This window comes from Mycoplana sp. MJR14 (assembly GCF_029210525.1).
GTDB lineage: Bacteria > Pseudomonadota > Alphaproteobacteria > Rhizobiales > Rhizobiaceae > Mycoplana.
In genome coordinates, this window is sequence record NZ_JARGEO010000003.1 from 287,547 (window position 1) to 305,137 (window position 17,591).

General features: G+C 66.9%; 16 protein-coding genes. 11 read left to right on the forward strand and 5 right to left on the reverse strand.

The genetic code is table 11. The annotated features are described in order from the left end of the window. Positions 1 to 13: 13 nt before the first annotated feature. A complete protein-coding gene (locus tag P0086_RS09325; RefSeq protein WP_162702328.1) occupies positions 14 to 1,045 on the reverse strand; it encodes a tripartite tricarboxylate transporter substrate-binding protein in 1,032 nt (343 codons plus the stop codon). Positions 1,046 to 1,101: 56 nt separating this feature from the next. After that, a complete protein-coding gene (locus P0086_RS09330) occupies positions 1,102 to 2,511 on the reverse strand; it encodes an MmgE/PrpD family protein (RefSeq protein WP_275784874.1) in 1,410 nt (469 codons plus the stop codon). 495 nt (positions 2,512 to 3,006) lie between these two features. Between P0086_RS09330 and P0086_RS09335 the strand changes: the two genes are divergently transcribed. After that, positions 3,007 to 4,242 carry a LysR family transcriptional regulator gene (locus tag P0086_RS09335; RefSeq protein WP_112597044.1) on the forward strand — a complete coding sequence of 412 codons (1,236 nt, stop codon included), beginning with the start codon at positions 3,007 to 3,009 and terminating at the stop codon, positions 4,240 to 4,242. A gap of 30 nt (positions 4,243 to 4,272) precedes the next feature. Here P0086_RS09335 and P0086_RS09340 read toward each other — a convergent pair whose 3' ends face one another. Further along, positions 4,273 to 6,030, reverse strand: coding sequence for a cytochrome c biogenesis protein DipZ (locus P0086_RS09340; RefSeq protein WP_275784877.1), 1,758 nt, complete (start codon positions 6,028 to 6,030; stop codon positions 4,273 to 4,275). A gap of 320 nt (positions 6,031 to 6,350) precedes the next feature. On the opposite strand from P0086_RS09340, the gene P0086_RS09345 reads away from it, so the two are divergent. From P0086_RS09345 to P0086_RS09365, 5 genes are all read left to right on the forward strand, one after another. Continuing rightward, positions 6,351 to 7,373 carry an alpha/beta hydrolase gene (locus P0086_RS09345; RefSeq protein ID WP_275784880.1) on the forward strand — a complete coding sequence of 341 codons (1,023 nt, stop codon included), beginning with the start codon at positions 6,351 to 6,353 and terminating at the stop codon, positions 7,371 to 7,373. Positions 7,374 to 7,639: 266 nt separating this feature from the next. Beyond that, on the forward strand, positions 7,640 to 8,380 hold the full coding sequence (locus P0086_RS09350; RefSeq protein ID WP_112613263.1) for a response regulator: 741 nt from the start codon (positions 7,640 to 7,642) through the stop codon (positions 8,378 to 8,380). Continuing rightward, positions 8,377 to 9,696, forward strand: coding sequence for an ATP-binding protein (locus P0086_RS09355; protein ID WP_275784886.1), 1,320 nt, complete (start codon positions 8,377 to 8,379; stop codon positions 9,694 to 9,696). The genes P0086_RS09350 and P0086_RS09355 overlap by 4 nt, the downstream gene beginning before the upstream one ends. A gap of 160 nt (positions 9,697 to 9,856) precedes the next feature. Next, the gene (locus P0086_RS09360; protein WP_148652082.1) at positions 9,857 to 10,273 is read left to right on the forward strand and encodes an organic hydroperoxide resistance protein; all 417 of its coding nucleotides are present in this window, start codon (positions 9,857 to 9,859) and stop codon (positions 10,271 to 10,273) included. 25 nt (positions 10,274 to 10,298) lie between these two features. Beyond that, positions 10,299 to 10,433: a hypothetical protein gene (locus tag P0086_RS09365; protein WP_275784888.1), complete on the forward strand. Its 135-nt coding sequence runs from the start codon at positions 10,299 to 10,301 to the stop codon at positions 10,431 to 10,433. Between the two features lie 156 nt (positions 10,434 to 10,589). On the opposite strand, the gene P0086_RS09370 is transcribed toward P0086_RS09365, so the two are convergent. After that, positions 10,590 to 11,426, reverse strand: coding sequence for an oxidoreductase (locus tag P0086_RS09370; protein WP_275784891.1), 837 nt, complete (start codon positions 11,424 to 11,426; stop codon positions 10,590 to 10,592). A 116-nt stretch (positions 11,427 to 11,542) separates the two neighbouring features. Between P0086_RS09370 and P0086_RS09375 the strand changes: the two genes are divergently transcribed. Further along, the gene (locus P0086_RS09375) at positions 11,543 to 12,445 is read left to right on the forward strand and encodes a LysR family transcriptional regulator (RefSeq protein ID WP_275784894.1); all 903 of its coding nucleotides are present in this window, start codon (positions 11,543 to 11,545) and stop codon (positions 12,443 to 12,445) included. A gap of 40 nt (positions 12,446 to 12,485) precedes the next feature. Here P0086_RS09375 and P0086_RS09380 read toward each other — a convergent pair whose 3' ends face one another. Beyond that, a complete protein-coding gene (locus P0086_RS09380) occupies positions 12,486 to 13,292 on the reverse strand; it encodes a class I SAM-dependent methyltransferase (RefSeq protein WP_275784897.1) in 807 nt (268 codons plus the stop codon). Positions 13,293 to 13,396: 104 nt separating this feature from the next. Between P0086_RS09380 and P0086_RS09385 the strand changes: the two genes are divergently transcribed. From P0086_RS09385 to P0086_RS09400, 4 genes are all read left to right on the forward strand, one after another. Further along, positions 13,397 to 14,527, forward strand: a complete 1,131-nt coding sequence (locus tag P0086_RS09385) for an ABC transporter substrate-binding protein (RefSeq protein ID WP_275784900.1) — start codon at positions 13,397 to 13,399, stop codon at positions 14,525 to 14,527. A 3-nt stretch (positions 14,528 to 14,530) separates the two neighbouring features. Then, positions 14,531 to 15,595 carry an iron ABC transporter permease gene (locus P0086_RS09390; protein ID WP_148150548.1) on the forward strand — a complete coding sequence of 355 codons (1,065 nt, stop codon included), beginning with the start codon at positions 14,531 to 14,533 and terminating at the stop codon, positions 15,593 to 15,595. Continuing rightward, positions 15,589 to 16,341, forward strand: coding sequence for an ABC transporter ATP-binding protein (locus P0086_RS09395; protein ID WP_148150550.1), 753 nt, complete (start codon positions 15,589 to 15,591; stop codon positions 16,339 to 16,341). The genes P0086_RS09390 and P0086_RS09395 overlap by 7 nt, the downstream gene beginning before the upstream one ends. Positions 16,342 to 16,476: 135 nt before the next feature. Next, positions 16,477 to 17,559 (forward strand): substrate-binding domain-containing protein, encoded by a 1,083-nt coding sequence (locus P0086_RS09400; RefSeq protein ID WP_148150552.1) that lies wholly within the window; start codon positions 16,477 to 16,479, stop codon positions 17,557 to 17,559. The last annotated feature ends 32 nt before the right edge of the window (positions 17,560 to 17,591 follow it).

Genomic DNA, 17,591 nt, shown 5'->3' on the forward strand with positions numbered 1-17,591 from the left:
GCATCAGGCCGGGTCAGCGGGAAACCAGCAGACCCTTGACGCGATCGAGCACCTCGGGCTGCGTCGCGTAGAGCTTGTCGAGGATCTGGTGGATCTCAAGGCCCGGGATCATCTCGACGGTGGCGTTCTGCTTGGCGACTTCGGCGACGAAGGCGGGATCCTTCGCTGCGGCCTCGAAGGCGGAGCGCAGGGCGGCCAGGCGGTCTTCCGGAACGCCGGGAGGGGCTGCGAACGGACGGCCCGCATCCAGCGGCAGGAACATGAATTCGAAGACCGAGCGCGCCTTGGGGTCGGTGACGCGGTCGAGGATCATCGGCACGTCCTTCACTGCGGGGCTCGGCCGCATGGCGAGCTGGGCGACGACGTGCAGCTTGCCTTCGGCCAGCCAGTTGGCGTCGTTGCCGCCGAGCAGGCTGGTGGTCGTCACCGCGCGGCCCTGGACCTCGCCCCGTTCCATCGCGAGGGCGATCTCGTCATTGCCCTTGTAGCCGGGAACGATGTCCAGCTTGCCGCCGAGATACTCGTTGATCATCGCCGGGAAGGTCCGGTTCTCGTTGTTGAACGAGGTCGAGCCGATGGTCAGCGGATGAACGAAGAGGTCGTCCAGCGTCTTGACCGGGGCGTTCTCCCAGGTGATCAGGACATAGCTTTCCTTGTTGAGGCTGCCGATCCAGCTCACCTCGCGCGGATCGAAGGCGAGCTTCTCGGCCGAGACCAGCGGCAGGTAGAGATTGTTGCGCTGCAGGGCGGCGATCATCGTGCCGTCCCGGGGCGCGCTGTTCTGCAACTGCGCCGCAGCGGTCAGGCCGCCGGCGCCGGGCACGTTGGTGACGACCACGTTCGGATGGCCGGGAATGTACTTGGACAGAAAGGGCGCAAAGGCACGGGCATAGAGGTCGGCGCCGCCGCCCGGCGCCGCCGAGACCATCAGCGTGACGGGGTTGGCGCTGTAGAATTCCTCGACCGTCTCGGCCATGGCCGGCGCGCCCGATAGCACGGCGGAAAGCGCGATGGTCGCTGCGGTGGCAAAATGCTTCAGTTTCACGGTTTTCTCCTCCCATTTGAACATTCCGGCCCGAGGGGCCGAAATCGGTTGGCATGTCACGCCGAAAGCAGCGACATGGTCGGTGCGACGGTCGTCCGGTTGCGCAGGTCGAGCAGCTCCTCGACGATCCGCGCCTGCCGCTCGCGCGGCAGAAGGTCGGCCGTAACCTCCTTGAACTTCTCCTCCACGGGGGCGCGCGACAGTCCGCGGTCCGGGAAGGAATGGCCCGGCGGATGCAGGCATTCCGTCTCGATGACCTCGCCTCCGGTCAGATGCACCCGGATCTGGCAGGGCATCGCCTCGGGCGACCGCGCCCGCAATTCCTCCGAGACCGACAGCCGCACCTTGGCGGTGAGCGCGCGCATTTCCGGCTGCGCCCAGCGCTCGTTCGCATACTGGCGCGGCGTCAACTCGCCGTCCGCAAGCACCACGGCGGGCAGAAAGGTGAAGCTGTGGTCGGCCGTCTCGTGCGTGGAGGGCGTCAGCCGCGGCTTCTCGGCCTGCTGCTTGCGGATGATCGGCAGGTCCGCCATGACCACGTCGATCGCCTCGATCCGGTCCAGCCGGCCGGCGAGCCTGCGATGGGCCTCCAGCGCCGCGACGATCTCGGCCTGGGCGGTGCCGATGCAGGCGAAGGTCTTGACGTGCGAGCGCAGGATGAACAGGTCCTCGACCGGGGCCCACAGCCGCTCGAAGCCGAGCGCCGGGGTGAAGACCTCCTGCAGGCCCCAGCGATGGTCCAGCACCTGGAGAGGACCGGTCATGCCCCTTGCCGCGAGCAGGGTGAGCTGCACGCCCTCGCGGGCGAGCAGCGCGCCCACCATGTTCTTGGCGCCGGAAAGTTCGCCGTAGCGCACGATCGAGGGCGTCGCGCAGCGCGCCATCGCCAGGGCCAGCGCGTTGGCCTGCCGGCGCTCGTCCAGGCCGAGGATGCGTCCCGCCATCGCGGCCGCGACGACGCCGACGGCACTCGCCCCGTCCCAGACGCTGTCCATCGGCATCAGGTCGCGAAGCCGCCGGAAGAGCTCGTAGCCCATGATGATCGCGGTCAGCACGTCCTGCCCGGACGCGCCATAGGCTTCGCCGACGGCGAGCGCTGCGGCGAGGACGTCGCTGCAGTGGCCGCCGATGTGCAGCTTGCCGTCCTTCTGGATGAACTGCACGTCGTTGAAATCCTGCGACCGCACCAGTGCGCAGTTCAGGAAGGTCGCATCCAGCACCGAGCCGCGGCCGGTATGACCGATCAGGGTGCAGACGGGCTTGCTGCCCAACTCGTCGATCATCTCGGCAACCCGCCGGGGCGCTGCGGCGTTGCGGGCCGAAAAGGCGCAGGCCACGGAATCCAGCGTCAGCAGCTCGGCCTGGCGAAGCGCAAGGTCGGAAACATAGGCGGGCTCCGTCGCCAGCGTCCATTTCGCCAGGCTTGCAATGGAGGAAACGCGGTTGTCGGCTTTCATGTCGTGCATCGGAATCCTTACGGTCGTCTTGCGCCGGCTGTCGGCGGGTTTCGAGTGGCCGGAAACCGTCAGGCGGTTCCACCGGCCGTCGGCATCGGCAGGGCAGGACGGGGCGCTCGTCCCGCCCGGGTCGGGGAGCCATCGGCCACGCCGATATCGCAAACGGCAGCCTTGTCCCGGGCGCAGCTCGCAACCGGGATCTGCCCAACATCTTGTGGCGGGTATTCCTCCTGCCGAACTCCCCATCCGGCAAGATACAGTCAGCCCCGGGAGCGCGAAAGTTTCAAATTAGAACTGCGTTGCCGAGCATAAGAAAATAGGTCAGTCCCTATTTTATGAAACGTCTGCGCTTCGAATTCACGCCGCACGCGAAGATAGGCGTCAAAAGCGTAGTATATTGAAATCATTTCCTTAAGGCGGATCGATCCCCGGACCTTCCAGCACTTTCCGGGCCAACTATCTGTCGTCTTGACGAACCGGCCCTATTGCGGATTGAATGAACCCATGCCGACGATCGCCCGAGAACCGACCAGCATCGGCGACAATACGCCACTGCCGAACCTGCGCCACCTCCGGGCGGTGGAGGCCGTGGGCCGGCATGCCAGCATCGGCAAGGCGGCGCTGGAACTGCGCCTGTCCCAGCCGGCCGTCACACAGGCGGTGGCCAAGGTGGAGGCCTCGCTGGGGCGGAGCCTTTTCCAGCGCCACCAGAAGGGCACCTATGTCACGCGCGCGGGCGAGGTCTATCTGAACCGCGTCCGCCGGTTCCTCGACCAGTGCGACGCGGCCTTCATCGCGGTGACGAGCGGCGAGCCGGGGCGCGCGCGCTACCTGACCAGCGTCCAGGTCCGCGGCCTGATCGCCATCGCCGGCAGCACGACCTTTTCCCAGGCGGCGCATATCAGCGGCATCTCCACCTCGTCCTTGCATCGCACCCTGCGCGATCTCGAGGCGCAGGTGGCCCAGCCGCTCTATACCAGCTCGCCGCTGGGGCTGCGGATGACCGATCCCGGCGCCACCCTCGCCCGCAGGCTGTCGCTCGCGCTGCGGGAGATGGATGCGGCGCTAGACGAGGTCAGCTCGCTCGACGGGCCGGAGAGCGGAAAGGTGCTGATCGGGGCGCTGCCGATGTCGGGCGCCTACCTGATCGGGGCGGCCATCGCCCGGCTGACCGAGCGGTTTCCGAAAGCCCGCGTGGTTGTCACCAACGCGCCCTATGCGATCCTGTTCAACAGCCTTCGCAGCGGCGGCATCGACATGATCTTCGGCGTGCTCCGGCGGCCGGACTGGGATATCGAAATCACCGAAATCCCGCTCTTCACCGATCCCTACTGCATCGTCGCCCGATCGGGTCATCCGCTGGCGCACAAGAACGAGATCACCCAGGAAGATCTCCTCCGGCACGACTGGATCGCGCCGGGGCAGGGCACGCCGCGCCGGCGCGAATATGACGCGCTCTTCGCCGGGCAGGACCAGCGGCCGAACATGCTGATCGAGACGAGCTCGCTGTCCACCATCCGGGCGATCCTGGCCTGCAGCAACCGGCTGGCCCTGGTCAGCCGCCACGAAATCGAGATGGACGAGCAGCTCGATCTTTTGACCGTGCTCAGGTGGACGCCGAGCTTCCCGCCCGCGACGAAGGGCATCTCCATCCGCTCCAACTGGCTGCCGACGCCGATCCAGCGGCAGTTCATCAGCATCCTGAAAGAGAGCGCCCACGCGCTGGAGGACGACGCGTAGGCGCGCGTTCGGTTCAAGGGAAGCGCTGCTTCACCCGAAGGTGAAGGCGTAGGCTTCGACGCCGGGGTCGAGGAAGCGGATCTCGAAGGTCCGTTCTTCCACCGGGCCCGCCTGGCGGACGAGCTGGTAGAGCCGCGTCGACGTCACCGTGCCGTTGCCGGCTTCGTCGATGTCGGCGCCATGGCCGGCGCCGGGCGGCTTGCCGTCGACCGTGACCTGGAAGCGGACCGGCTTGCGGTCGGGGCCGGGGCCGAGCACGAGATGCAGGTCGCGGGCGCTGAAGCGGTAGGCGATGCCGCCGCCCGGCCCCTCGAGCATGGCCTTCTCGCCGCCGACGGTCCATGTCCCGAACAGGCCCCATGTGTTGAGGGCCGGGCTTTCGACGGAATAGGCGCGCGGGACGTCGGCGGCGAGGCCCTCGGGGGATACGAAGTTCGCGGCGCGCTGATAGCCGAGATAGGTCTCGCCGGAGCGAAGGTTCGCGAGGTCGGGACCGGCCTCGGCGCCCTTGGCGTCGGGCGTGACCGCCGTGTCGGCCTCGCTGCCGCTGCCGGCTTCGCGCAACAGGTCCTGGATCGCCTTTTCGGTCTGCGCGTAGCTGCCCTCGCCGAAATGATGGTAGCGGATCCGGCCCTGCGCATCGATCAGGTAGTGGGCCGGCCAGTAGCTGTTGTCGAAGGCGCGCCAGATGCGATAGTCGTTGTCGATCGCGACCGGATAGGCGATGCCGAACGCGTCGACCGCCTTCCGGACGTTGTCGATCTTCTTCTCGAAGGCGAACTCCGGCGCGTGAACGCCGACCACCACCAGGCCCTGGTCCTGGTACTTCTCCGCCCAGGCGCGGACATAGGGGATCGTGCGGATGCAATTGATGCAGGAATAGGTCCAGAAGTCGACGAGCACGACCTTGCCGCGCAGCGCCTTGCCGTCGAGCGCCGGCGTGTTCAGCCATTCGACGGCGCCGTCGAGCGCGGGCGCGGGGCCTTCGTCCGGCAGGTCGCTGCGGAACGGCCCGGCAGGCCCGGCGACGACGGTGGTCGCCTCGGTGCCCGCGGCCGCGGGGTTGCGCTGGAGCCGGTCGAGCACGGTCTGCTCCAGGGCGGTGGTGCCGGCATAGGAAAGCCGCGCCAGCAGCCCGGTGTCGAGGCCGAGCGCGATGGTGGCGACGCCGGCCAGAACGGCAGCGCCCAGCACCTGGCGGACCCTTTCGCCGATGCCGAGCGACCGCTTCATGCCGACAAAGAGCCGTCCGCCGACGGCGAGCGCTGCGGCAAGCGAGGTCGCCGCACCGGCGGCATAGGCAAGGAGCAGCACGGTGGTTTCGAGATTGGCACCCTGAAGGGCCGCACCCGTCAGCACCAGGCCGAGAATCGGTCCGGCGCAGGGCGCCCAGAGCAGGCCGGTGGCGATGCCGAGGACGAGCGAGCGCCCGACCGTCGATCCGACGCCGGAGGAACCGGCCGTCTTCGCCAGCCGGTTGCCGAGGTCGACCACCGGCCGGGCGGCGATGCTCGCGATCCGCGGGGAGAGAAGGCTGAGGCCGAAGACGGCGAGAAGTGCGATCGCGGCGAGGCGGCCGTATTCGTTGGCGTGGATGGCCCAGCTGCCGCCGACCGCCGCCAGCGTCGCGACCAGCGCAAAGGTCACGGCCATGCCGATCAGCATCGGCAGCGTGCTGCGCAGGAAGGGTTGTTCCGCACGGGCGAAGACGAAGGGCAGGACGGGGAGGATGCACGGACTGAGGATGGTCAGCGCACCGCCGAGATAGGCAATGAGAACGAGCGTCATCTTCTTTTCCTTTGAGCCGAGGTTGGGCGCCGGCGGGCGACGCGGCGCGACCGGCACGGCGGCGATCTGGCCACCTGCTCGTATCCCGGATGTGTCCGGGCCCCGGTTGTTTTGTACCGAAGTGTAGGATGTCTTCGTCCGGCTGCAGGCGAGACGGGCCCTGTCCAGCAGGCGCCGGCGCCGGGGGCCGGAAATGTATCAGAGCGTATCCGGGCGGACGGATGCTACATTCGCATGCAATCGGGAGGCGGCGCGCACATACCGCGGATACATGGAGAGGGCATTTCGTGGCCATGTCCACATTCATCAGGAGAACGCCCGTGCCCGAAGCCATCGATCACCAACGCCGCCGGTTCTTCGGCCTTGCGGCCCTGTCCGTCGCGGCGGTCGACCTGGGCGCTGCGACAATCGCCAATGCGCAGTGGTCCGCGGCAAAAGCCGACACGACCTTCGGGGCGCTGAAGCAGGTGAGGGCGGGCGTGCTGGACATCGGCTATGCCGAGGCCGGCCCGGCGGACGGACCGGCGGTGCTGCTGGTGCACGGCTGGCCCTACGACATCCACAGCTTCGTCGACGTCGCCCCGATCCTCGCTGCGGCAGGCCATCGGGTGATCGTGCCCTATCTTCGCGGCTACGGCAGCACCCGCTTTCTGTCGGAAGAGACGCCGCGCAACGGCCAGCAGTCCGCGCTGGCCGTCGACATGATCGCATTGATGGATGCGCTCGGCATCGATAAGGCGATCGTCGCCGGCTACGACTGGGGCGCGCGCACCGTCAACATCATGGCGGCCCTCTGGCCCGAGCGCTGCCGGGCGATGGTCTCGGTCAGCGGCTACCTGATCGGCAGCCAGGCGGTGAATGCCAGGCCGCTTGCGCCGGCGGCCGAGCTTTCCTGGTGGTATCAGTTCTACTTCGCAACGGAGCGGGGCCGGCGCGGCTACGCGGCCAACACCCGCGACTTTGCGAGGCTGATCTGGCGCACGGCCTCGCCGACATGGAACTTCGACGAAGCGACCTTCGCGCGCTCGGCCGCAGCCTTCGACAATCCGGACCACGTCGCCATCACCATTCACAACTATCGTTGGCGCCTTGGGCTTGCGGAGGGAGAGGCACAGTACGACGCCTACGAACGCCGGCTTGCGCAGGCCCCTGCCATCGCGGTTCCGACGATGACCCTCGAAGGCGACGCCAATGGCGCGCCGCATCCCGATCCGGCAGCCTATGCCGGCAAGTTCACCGGAAAGTACGAGCACTGCACCCTTTCCGGCGGCATCGGCCACAACCTGCCACAGGAGGCCCCCCGGGCCTTCGCGCAGGCCGTGCTCGACGTCGCCCGCTTCTGAGCGAAGCCTGCTATCGCCATTTCCCCCTTCGCGGGAGGCGGCGCCAGGTCTAGGGTCAGGACCTATTAAATTCATCCGCCCGGAGGGTTCGGCTCCATGGGCCGCCTGATCGGAAGCAATGCTCGACAAGGCTAAAAGCCTTGCCTTGCGCTTGCTCCCTTCCATCCAATCCCATGGAGCCGAACAGAATGGATGAATTTAATAGGTCCTGACCCTAGAACGGTGTCGTGGCCGATGGGTCGCCACGGAGGTTTGAAAGTCCGCCCATGGAGCATATCGACCATATCCTGATCGTCGACGACGACCGCGAGATCCGCGAGCTGCTGTCCTCCTACCTGACGAAGAACGGGCTGCGGGCGAGCATCGCCGCGGACGGCCGGCAGATGCGGGCGTTCCTCGAGGCCAACACCGTCGATCTCATCGTGCTGGACGTCATGATGCCCGGCGATGACGGGCTCGTGCTGTGCCGGGAGCTGCGGGCGGGAAAACACAAGGCGACGCCGATCCTGATGCTGACGGCGCGCAGCGACGAGCTGGACCGCGTCATCGGCCTCGAGATGGGGGCCGACGACTACCTGGCCAAGCCGTTCGCCGCGCGCGAGCTGCTCGCCCGCATCAAGGCGGTGCTCAGGCGTACGCGCATGCTGCCGCCCAATCTGCAGATCAGCGAGGCGGGCCAGGTGCTCGCCTTCGGCGACTGGCGGCTCGACACCGTCGCCCGCCATCTCCTCGACCGGGAAGGCACCGCGATCGCGCTCAGCGGGGCGGAGTACCGCCTCCTGCGGGTCTTCATCGACCATCCGCAACGCGTGCTGAACCGCGACCAGCTCCTGAACCTGACGCAGGGCCGCGACGCGGATCTCTTCGACCGCTCCATCGATCTGCTCGTCAGCCGGCTGCGTCAGCGGCTCGGCGACGAGGCCCGCGAGCCGGTCTACATCAAGACGGTGCGCAGCGAAGGCTACGTGTTTTCCGTGCCGGTCGAGATCGCGGAGCCGCGGCGGTGAGGGCGGACGCCCTGGCCCGTTCGCTGCCCTGGCCGCGCACGCTGCGGGCCCGGATCTTCCTCGTTCTCTTCGTCGGACTCGCCATCGCCTACGGCCTGTCCTTCACCGTGCTCTCGATGGAGCGCTACATCTCGGCGAAGGCGATGATGCTGGGGACGCTGGAAAACGACGTGGCGACCTCCATCGCCGTTCTCGACCGGCTGCCGGCGGGCGACCGCGCCGGTCTCGTCGACCGCCTCGGCCGCGGCAACTACCGCCTCGTCCTCGGCAAGGGCCTGCCCGGCGTGCCCGACACGTCGCGCCGCGGCGCCGAGATCGCCGCCCGCATCGAGGAGGCCGTCGGCCACCGGTTCCCTGTTCGCATCGAGGCCATTCCCGGCGACGTCGCCCGCCTGCAGGCACACCTGACCCTCAGTGACGGCAATCCGCTGACGATCGACATCACCCCGCGCGGCGTGATGCCGGTGGCGGACTGGCTGCCCTATGTCTTCGTCGTGCAGATGGTTCTTCTCATGCTGTGCGCGTGGTACGCCGTGCGCCAGACGGTGCGGCCGCTGGAAACGCTGGCCGCGGCCGCCGATGCGCTCGATCCCAACCGGCCGGGACCGCCGCTCGGCGAACGGGGCCCGAGCGAGGTCGCCCACGCGGCGGCGGCCTTCAACGCCATGCGCGAGCGCATCGCGCATTATCTCGAGGAGCGCGTCCAGATCCTTGCGGCGATCTCGCACGACCTGCAGACGCCGATCACCCGGATGCGGCTGCGCGCGGACATGGCGGCCGAAACGCCCGAGCGGGAGAAGCTGATGCGCGACCTGGCCGAGATCGAACGGCTGGTGCAGGACGGCATCGCCTACGCCCGCAGCGCGCACGGCAGTGGCGAGAAGCCGTCGCGCATCGACCTCTCCTCCTTCATCGACAGCATCGCCTATGACTACCAGGACATGGGCAAGGCGGTCGCGGTTGCAGGCCCGATCTCCGGGACGATAGCGACCAGGCCCCATTCCCTTCGCCGCATCCTGACGAATTTCGTCGACAACGCCCTGAAGTTTGCCGGCAGCGCCGAGATTGCCGTCGCACGGGGGGCGGACGGCGGCACGGTCATCACCGTGCTCGACCGCGGGCCGGGCATTCCGGAGGAAAAGCTCGAAGCCGCCATGCAGCCGTTCTTCCGGCTGGAGCAATCGCGCAACCGCGAGACCGGTGGGGCAGGGCTCGGCCTTGCCATCGCCCAGCAGCTTGCAGCCTCGCTCGGCGGTACGGTGCGGCTCCGCAACCGTCCCGGCGGCGGGCTTGCGGCCGAGATATCGCTGCCCTGACGAAGATCCGGTCTGCCGTGCAAGTGTATCGGAGCGAAAGCCGGCCAGGCGCCGGTACGCTCTGATACATTTTCCTCCTTTGCTGAAACACGCCGGATACGTCGGTCCGTCAAACAGCCTGCGTCAACAACGTCGCTGTGTGCGGCAGAAGGAGAATTCCATGACGAAGCTCGACGATGTCCTCTACACCGGCAGGACCCACACGACCGGCGGCCGCGACGGTGCCGCACGCAGCGACGACGCGCAGCTCGATGTCCGCCTCTCGCCGCCGGGCAGCGGCAAGCCGGGCACCAATCCCGAGCAGCTCTTTGCCGCCGGCTGGTCCGCCTGCTTCATCGGGGCGCTCGGCTTTGCCGCGGCCGGCCGCAAGATCCGCCTGCCGGCCGGGACCGCCGTCGATGCGGAAGTGGACCTCGGCAAGACCGGCGAGGCCTATGGCCTGCAGGCGCGGCTGAACGTCAGCCTGCCGGGCCTGGACCCGGACGTCGCGCGTGCGCTGGTCGATCAGGCCCACCAGACCTGTCCCTATTCGCGGGCGACGCGCGGCAATATCGACGTGGTGCTGACGGTCGTCTGAGCGAGGGCGAGGCTGGAGGTTTCCGATGAAGCGCATGCTGGTCTTCCTGCTGGCCGCTGGCGTCCTTGCCGCACCCTGCGCCTACGACGCGTTCTCGCCGGAGCCGTCGCCGCTGGCGGCTCTCCTCGCGGTTGCCGCCGCGAACGGACCGCGGGGCTGACAGGGCTCGAGGGCGACCGCGCGAAACGGTCGCCCTCGAGCAGGTCTGATCCGGACCCAGTTTCCTGCATGGCACGGTTCGTGCCGGGTCCCCGGCCACCGCCGGCGACCCGAGGGACGTGCCCCGCGGGAAGGGCGCCCCCGCACGCTGCCCGGACTACGCTGCCGGCGCGAAGTCGGTCGAAACGGAAAGCGCGTGCCAGCGGGCCACGATCTCCGCGTCCGACACATGCTTGTCCCGGATCGCCGCGACCGTGTCGCTGCCGAGCGGCAGCCGGACGGGCGGTTGCGGGGTGTCGACGAGGGCGATCACCGCCTCGGCCAGCTTGTCCGGATTGCCGGGCTGGTTGTAGCTGATCTCCCGGGCCTTGATGCGCACCGCGCCTGCGGTTTCGGCATAGTCGCCGATCTCCGTCGGGCTCACGCTCAGGGACATCGCATCGAGGAAGTCGGTGCGGAAATAGCCGGGCTCGATCGCCGTCGCATGGATGCCGAGCGGAGCCAGTTCCTGCGCAAGGGCCTCGGTCAGGCCCTCGACGGCGAATTTCGTCGAGCAGTAGACGCCGAACCCCGCGCCGCTGCGATAGCCGCCGATCGAGGAGAAGTTGAGGATGTGCCCGGACCGCTGGCGGCGCATGTGTGGCAGCACGGCGCGGGTCACGGCGAGCAGCCCGAAGACATTGGTGCGGTACAGCGCCTCGATCTCGGCGCCGCTGGCCTCCTCGACCGCTCCGAGCAGGCCGTAGCCGGCGTTGTTGACCAGGACGTCGATCCGCCCGAAACGGGCGATCGCTTCCTTGACCGCCTGATGTGCCTGGGCCTCGTCGGTGACGTCGAGGGCCACGGCGAGAAGATCGGGCCGCTCGCCGAACCGTTCGGTGACGGCCTTCGGATTGCGGGCGGTGGCGACCACCTGGTCGCCGCTCGCCAGTGCCTTTTCCACGATGAGAGCGCCGAACCCGCGGGATGCGCCTGTGACGAACCATGTACGCATGTGAACCTCCTGTTTCTGTCGCCGCTCCGTCGTCGGCGGCTGGAGGATTTCTACCGCGTTGGCTTTGATGAGATAATAGACTGGATTATCCACGAGTTGCTGAATAGAATTCAGCAATGCGACATATCCTGCCCTCCGACCTCTCCCCGTTCCTGGCGCTGGCGCGGCACCGGAGCTTCCGTCGCGCCGCCGACGACCTCGGCTGCACGCCCTCGGCGCTGAGCCACGCGCTGAAGGCGCTGGAGGCGCGGCTCGACCTGCGCCTCTTCAACCGCACCACCCGCAGCGTCGCGCTCACCGAAGCCGGCGAACGGCTGCTTGCCCGCGTGGCGCCGGCCTTCCGCGACATCGAGGATGCGCTGGACGATCTCAACAACCTCCGGGGCACGCCGGTCGGACGGCTGCGGCTGAACGCGGCGCGCATCTCCTCCAAGATGGTCCTCCTGCCCTATGTCGTGCGGTTTCTCGAAGCCTATCCGCGCATCAGCATCGAGCTCGTGGTCGAGGACGATCTCGTCGACATGGTTTCGGAAGGCTTCGATGCCGGCGTGCGGTTTGGCGAGGTCGTCGCGCAGGACATGATCGCCGTGCCGATCGGGCCGCGCCAGCGATCGGCCATCGTGGCATCGCCCGCCTTCTTCGAGCGCCATCCGAAGCCGTCCAGCCCGGAGCAGCTGAAGGCGCTGCCCTGCATCGGCCTGCGCTTCGCAAGCGGCCGCGTCTACGCATGGGAATTCGAGCGCGGCGGCGTGGACCTGAGCGTGGAGGTGGAGGGGCCGCTGATCGTCGGCGACCAGGACATGATGGTCGACGCCGCACTCCACGGCGCAGGCGTCGCCTACGCCTTCGAGGACCAGGTGCGAGCGCTCGTCGAAGAAAAGCGGCTGGTCCGCGTGCTCGAGGACTGGTGCCCCTACTATGGCGGCTTCTATCTCTACTACCCGAGCCGGCGGCAGATGCCGGCCGCGCTCCGCGCCTTCGTCGATTTCGTGAGGACGACGGCCGCCGCGCCCGGATAGCTGCACCGGGGCAGGGCCGGGAGAGCGATTGCCGCCGAATTCAGCCGGCGGGCTTTTGGGCTACAACGGCATACCGGTGCTGCAGGCCGCGCGCGACGGCTTTGAAGAAGCCGAAATTCTTCGCCTGCGCCTTGTGGATTCGCCGAAGGTCGGTGTCGGTCCTCACGGCCGAAAACCCGGCCTCTTCCAACAGGCGAGCGACGGCTTCGGCCCTCGCGCCGCCGGAAAAATGGACGCGTGACATAATGCTCGCGTGCGTGTCGGCCATCACGGGCGGCGCTTGCGGCTCGGTCAGGCCCATTCGTTCGAGGATCGCGGCAAGCCGCTTCACCAGCCGCTCGGTATGGCCGATCGTGACGAAGTCGCCGTCGATGACGAGCAGCCTGCCGCCGGGTTTCAGCACACGCAGCCATTCACGGAAGCACGCTTCTGGGTCGACCAGCGTCCAGACGAGATGGCGGGTCACGATCACGTCATAGCTTTCATCGGCTTCAAGCGTGGTTTCCGCATCGCCGAGATGGAACCGGATGGTGCGACCGCGCGCAGAGGCCTTGGCGCGCGCCAGCGCCAGCATCGGTTCCGACCAGTCGATGCCGGTCACCCGGTAGCCGAGGTCGTCCATGAGATGGGACATCACGCCGGTGCCGCTCGCAAGATCAAGTGCGTTGCGGCCGTCTCCGGGGCCGAGATGCCGCTCAATCAGGGCGTGCCAGGCCGCCCGTTCGTCTTCGGAAAAGATCTCGTGGCCGGGCGACTGGTCGAACGTCGCTGCGCGGGCCGACCAATAGGCCCTGATTTCGTCCCGAAGGGTGAAATTGGCGCCGTCGGCCGTCCCGTCGCTCTGCATGTCTCGCTCCCATTCTCAGCTTCGAACTCTTCTAAAAGATAAATCTTGACTAAGAAAATCATCAAATAATAAGTGCCCGGCAGTTTCCACCGGAGATGAATCACATGCGTCTTTCTGGCAGGTCGGCGATCGTTGCCCTTGGCCTTCTCGTGTCCACCGCATTGCCGGCGATGGCCGATCCCGTCGTCGTGAAGGACGTGACGGGCCGCGACGTCGAAGTCGAGGTGCCGGTCAAGCACGTCATTCTCGGTGAAGGCCGCCAGATCTATTTCCTCGCGGCGCTCGACAAGGACAATCCCTTCCAGCACGTCGTCGGCTGGCGCGACGACCTGCCGAAGGCGGACCCGGAATCCTACGCCGCCTATCTCGCGAAGTATCCCGACATCGCCAAGCTGCCGACCTTCGGCGGCATGAAGGACGGCACGTTCGACATCGAGCAGGCCGTCGCCCTGAAGCCCGACGTCATCCTGATGAACGTCGACGCCAAGACCGCGACGGAGGAGGCCGGCTACATCGAGAAGCTCGCCAAGGTCGGCATTCCGCTCGTCTATGTCGATTTCCGCGAGAAGCCGATAGAAAATACCGAGCCGAGCATGCGCATCATGGGCACGCTGATGGGCAAGGAAAAGGTCGCCGAGGATTTCATCGCCTTCCGCGCCGATGCGATCAGGCAGGTGACGGACGTCCTTGAAAGGAACAAGCCGGCAAAGCCCGTCGTCTTCGTCGAGCGCGCCGGCGGCTACTCCGACGATTGCTGCATGTCCTTCGGCAACGAGAACTTCGGCAAGATGGTCGAGCTCGCCGGCGGCACGAACATGGCCAGGGAGATCATCCCCGGCACGTTCGGCACGGTCAATCCGGAGCAGATCATCGCCTCCAACCCGGACCAGGTCATCATCACCGGCGGGATGTGGGAAGGCTATGTGCCGGGCGGCAACTGGGTCGGCGTCGGCTATGGCGCGGATACCGCCGAGGCGCACCGCAAGCTCGAAAACCTGACCAAGCGCCCCGCCTTCACCGGCATCAAGGCGGTCAAGGATGGCAACGTCCATGCCATCTGGCACCAGTTCTACAACAACCCCTACCAGTTCGTCGCGATCCAGCAGATCGCCAAGTGGCTGCATCCGGATCTCTTTGCGGATCTCGACCCGGAAGCGACCTTCAAGGAACTGCACGCCCGCTTCCTGCCGCTCGACTACAAGCCGGGATATTTCGTCTCGCTGAAGGGCGAATAGCCGATGGCCGCGACGGCGATCGAAGCGAAGGTCACGGGGCGCGATCAGTATCGCGCCCTTGCCTTTCGGCGCATCCTCATCCTTGCAGGCCTTGGCATCGCGCTTGCGGCAAGCATCGCCGTCGACATGGCGCTGGGACCGGCGAACTACAGCATCGCCGAGGTTCTGTCCGCGCTCTTCTCGCCGGAGACGGCCGGGGACCAGCTGCGCGTCGTCATCTGGGACATCCGCATGCCGATCGCGCTGATGGCGGTCACCGTCGGGGCATCGCTGTCCGTCGCCGGTGCGCAGATGCAGACGATCCTGTCGAACCCGCTCGCGAGCCCCTTCACGCTCGGGATTTCGGCGGCTGCCAGCTTTGGTGCGGCGCTCGGGCTCGTCGCCGGTGTCGCCATCTTTCCGGGTGCCGTGCAATACATGGTGCCGGTTAATGCCTTCGTCATGGCTATGGTGGCCGCACTCTTCATCCATTTCGCCTCGACCCTGCGCGGGGTGACGGTCGAGACGATCGTGCTGCTCGGCATCGCGCTTGTCTTCACCTTCAACGCCGCCCTGTCGCTGCTCGAATACCTCGCCTCCGAGCAGGCGCTCGCCGCCGTCGTGTTCTGGACCATGGGCAGCCTCACCAAGGCGACCTGGGACAAGGTCTTCGTCACCGCCGCGATCCTGGTGGTGACGCTGCCGCTGTTCATGCGCAACGCCTGGGCGCTGACCGCCCTGAGGCTCGGCGACGACAAGGCGGCCAGCATGGGCGTCAACGTACGGCGCCTGCGCCTTCACACCATGCTCGTCGTCAGCCTGCTTGCCGCCATCCCCGTCTCCTTCGTCGGCACGATCGGCTTCGTCGGCCTCGTCGGCCCGCATATCGCCCGCATGGTCGTCGGCGAGGACCAGCGCTTCTTCCTGCCCGGTTCGGTGATCTGCGGGGCGTTGCTGCTTTCTGCGACGTCCGTCGTCAGCAAGGTGCTGATTCCCGGCGCGATCCTGCCGATTGGCGTGATCACGGCGCTCGTCGGCGTTCCCTTCTTCTTCGTCCTGATTTTCTCGAACCGGAGGCGGGCATGGTAGGTCTGGTTCTGAAGGACGTCGGCGCCAGCTATGGCCGCGCGACGGTTCTGTCCAGGGTCGCAATCGACCTGCTGACGCCCGGCGCGACGACGGCCGTGATCGGTCCGAATGCGGCGGGGAAGTCGACGCTGTTCAAGCGCATTGCCGGCCTCATTTCCGGTCCCGGCCTGGTCCAGCTTTCGGATGCGACGCGCGGCGACCGCTCGATCTGCTACATGCCGCAGGACACCGGCTCGAACGCCGTGCTCACGGTCTACGAGTCCTTGCTTCTTGCCGCAAAGCAGGGCGGTGGCTGGCGCGTCAACGACGACGAGCTCTTTGAAATCGACGCGATCCTGAAGGCGCTGCGGATCGAGGATCTTTCCTTCCGCGGGCTCGATGCCCTCTCCGGCGGCCAGCGGCAGCTCGTCTCGCTCGGCCAGGCGCTGGTGCGCAAGCCGGAAGTCCTGTTGATGGACGAACCGACGTCGGCGCTCGATCTCCATCGCCAGATCGACGTGCTGGAATTTGTCGCCGGTCTTGCCGGCCGCACGGGCATGATCGTCCTGATCGCGCTGCATGACCTCAATCATGCCCTGCGCTACTGCACGAACACGATCGTCATCGCCAATGGCGAGATGGCCGCGAGCGGAGCGACCGCCGACGTGATCACGCCGGCCATGCTGCGCGACATCTATCGTGTCGATGCCCGCATCGAATCCTGCTCCCGCGGCCGGCCCATGGTGATCGTCGACGGGGCGCTGTAGCCGCGTTCGTAGCGCACCGTTTACTTGCATCGGAATTAAGCAGAATATTAGCAATTGGGAGAAAGCCGTCGGCCCTACTCTCTTTGCGTTCCTTGCTCGAACGGCTTTCGCCCAGGTTCAAGGGAGGAACCGATCATGAGGCGGTATTTATTGTACGCGGCATCGACCGCGGCATTGTCGCTTGCTGTCTCGAATGCATGGGCGCAGTCGGGCAGCGTGGAGAAAGCGGTAGGCGGCTACAACTTCGAGGAGGCCGCCAAGGAGGACCCCGGCACGAAGGATTTCCATTCGGCCGACGGCCACCTGACCTTCGCCATCGTCACCCACACCGCCGGCAACGGCTTCTTCGATCCGGTCTATGTCGGCGCCACCGTTGCCGGCAACATGATCGGCGCGAAGATCCTGCTGCTCGGCTCGGAGTCGCCGGTGGACGATCCGGCCCGCGAAATCGAGATCCTGAACCAGATCGTGCAGGATCCGACGATCGACGGCATCATCATGACGACGCCGCAGGTCGGCGCCTACAACGACATCGTCAAGGCCGCCGAAGCCAAGGGCATCCCGGTGGCGACGACGAACTCCTTCGACGGCACCATCCTGAACCGCAGCAGCATCAGTCATACCGGCCAGGATGCGTCCGCGGCCGCGATCGGCGGCGAGGCGCTGGCCAAATGCGTGCTCGACAGCGGCAAGACCAGCGGTTCGATCGTGCTGCCGTCGTCCACCGCGATGGGCAACATCGAGGTGAACAACCGGGTGACCTCGGCCTTCAACGCCATCGTCAAGACGCTGAAGGACGCCGGCAAGCTCGAGAGCTTCAAGGTCGACGCCGGTCCGGAGAATGTCGGGATCGACACGAATCCGAACGATCCGGTCAACGCTCTGGTCTCGCTGTTCGAGTCGCGTGGCGATGTCGTCGGCGCCTTCACCGCCAACAACGTGTTCACGCCACCGCTCGTCAAGGCGGTGTCCCAGATGGGCCTGACCGGCAAGTTCTGCGCCTTCGGCTTCGACCTCGGGCCGGCGCAGCAGGAGGGCATCGCTGCCGGCAACCTGACCGGTTCGCTAGGACAGCAGCCGTTCCTGCAGGGCTTCTGGCCGGTGATGCAGCTCTATCTCCAGATCGACCGCGGCATCTCGGCCGCCAATCTGGACACCAGGGCTCAACTGGTGACGAAGGACAACGTCGCCAAGGTCGGCAAGCGGTTCGAGAACTGATCTTGCCCGAAGGGCGGGAGGGGCCGGGTCCC

Bases quoted from the DNA above. Each gene is read 5' to 3' on its own strand.
- P0086_RS09330 (WP_275784874.1), bottom strand. From the start codon at position 2,511: ATGCACGACATGAAAGCCGACAACCGCGTTTCCTCCATTGCAAGCCTG.
- P0086_RS09335 (WP_112597044.1), top strand. From the start codon at position 3,007: ATGCCGACGATCGCCCGAGAACCGACCAGCATCGGCGACAATACGCCA.
- P0086_RS09340 (WP_275784877.1), bottom strand. From the start codon at position 6,030: ATGACGCTCGTTCTCATTGCCTATCTCGGCGGTGCGCTGACCATCCTC.
- P0086_RS09350 (WP_112613263.1), top strand. From the start codon at position 7,640: ATGGAGCATATCGACCATATCCTGATCGTCGACGACGACCGCGAGATC.
- P0086_RS09360 (WP_148652082.1), top strand. From the start codon at position 9,857: ATGACGAAGCTCGACGATGTCCTCTACACCGGCAGGACCCACACGACC.
- P0086_RS09365 (WP_275784888.1), top strand. From the start codon at position 10,299: ATGAAGCGCATGCTGGTCTTCCTGCTGGCCGCTGGCGTCCTTGCCGCA.
- P0086_RS09370 (WP_275784891.1), bottom strand. From the start codon at position 11,426: ATGCGTACATGGTTCGTCACAGGCGCATCCCGCGGGTTCGGCGCTCTC.
- P0086_RS09375 (WP_275784894.1), top strand. From the start codon at position 11,543: ATGCGACATATCCTGCCCTCCGACCTCTCCCCGTTCCTGGCGCTGGCG.
- P0086_RS09380 (WP_275784897.1), bottom strand. From the start codon at position 13,292: ATGCAGAGCGACGGGACGGCCGACGGCGCCAATTTCACCCTTCGGGAC.
- P0086_RS09385 (WP_275784900.1), top strand. From the start codon at position 13,397: ATGCGTCTTTCTGGCAGGTCGGCGATCGTTGCCCTTGGCCTTCTCGTG.
- P0086_RS09390 (WP_148150548.1), top strand. From the start codon at position 14,531: ATGGCCGCGACGGCGATCGAAGCGAAGGTCACGGGGCGCGATCAGTAT.
- P0086_RS09395 (WP_148150550.1), top strand. From the start codon at position 15,589: ATGGTAGGTCTGGTTCTGAAGGACGTCGGCGCCAGCTATGGCCGCGCG.
- P0086_RS09400 (WP_148150552.1), top strand. From the start codon at position 16,477: ATGAGGCGGTATTTATTGTACGCGGCATCGACCGCGGCATTGTCGCTT.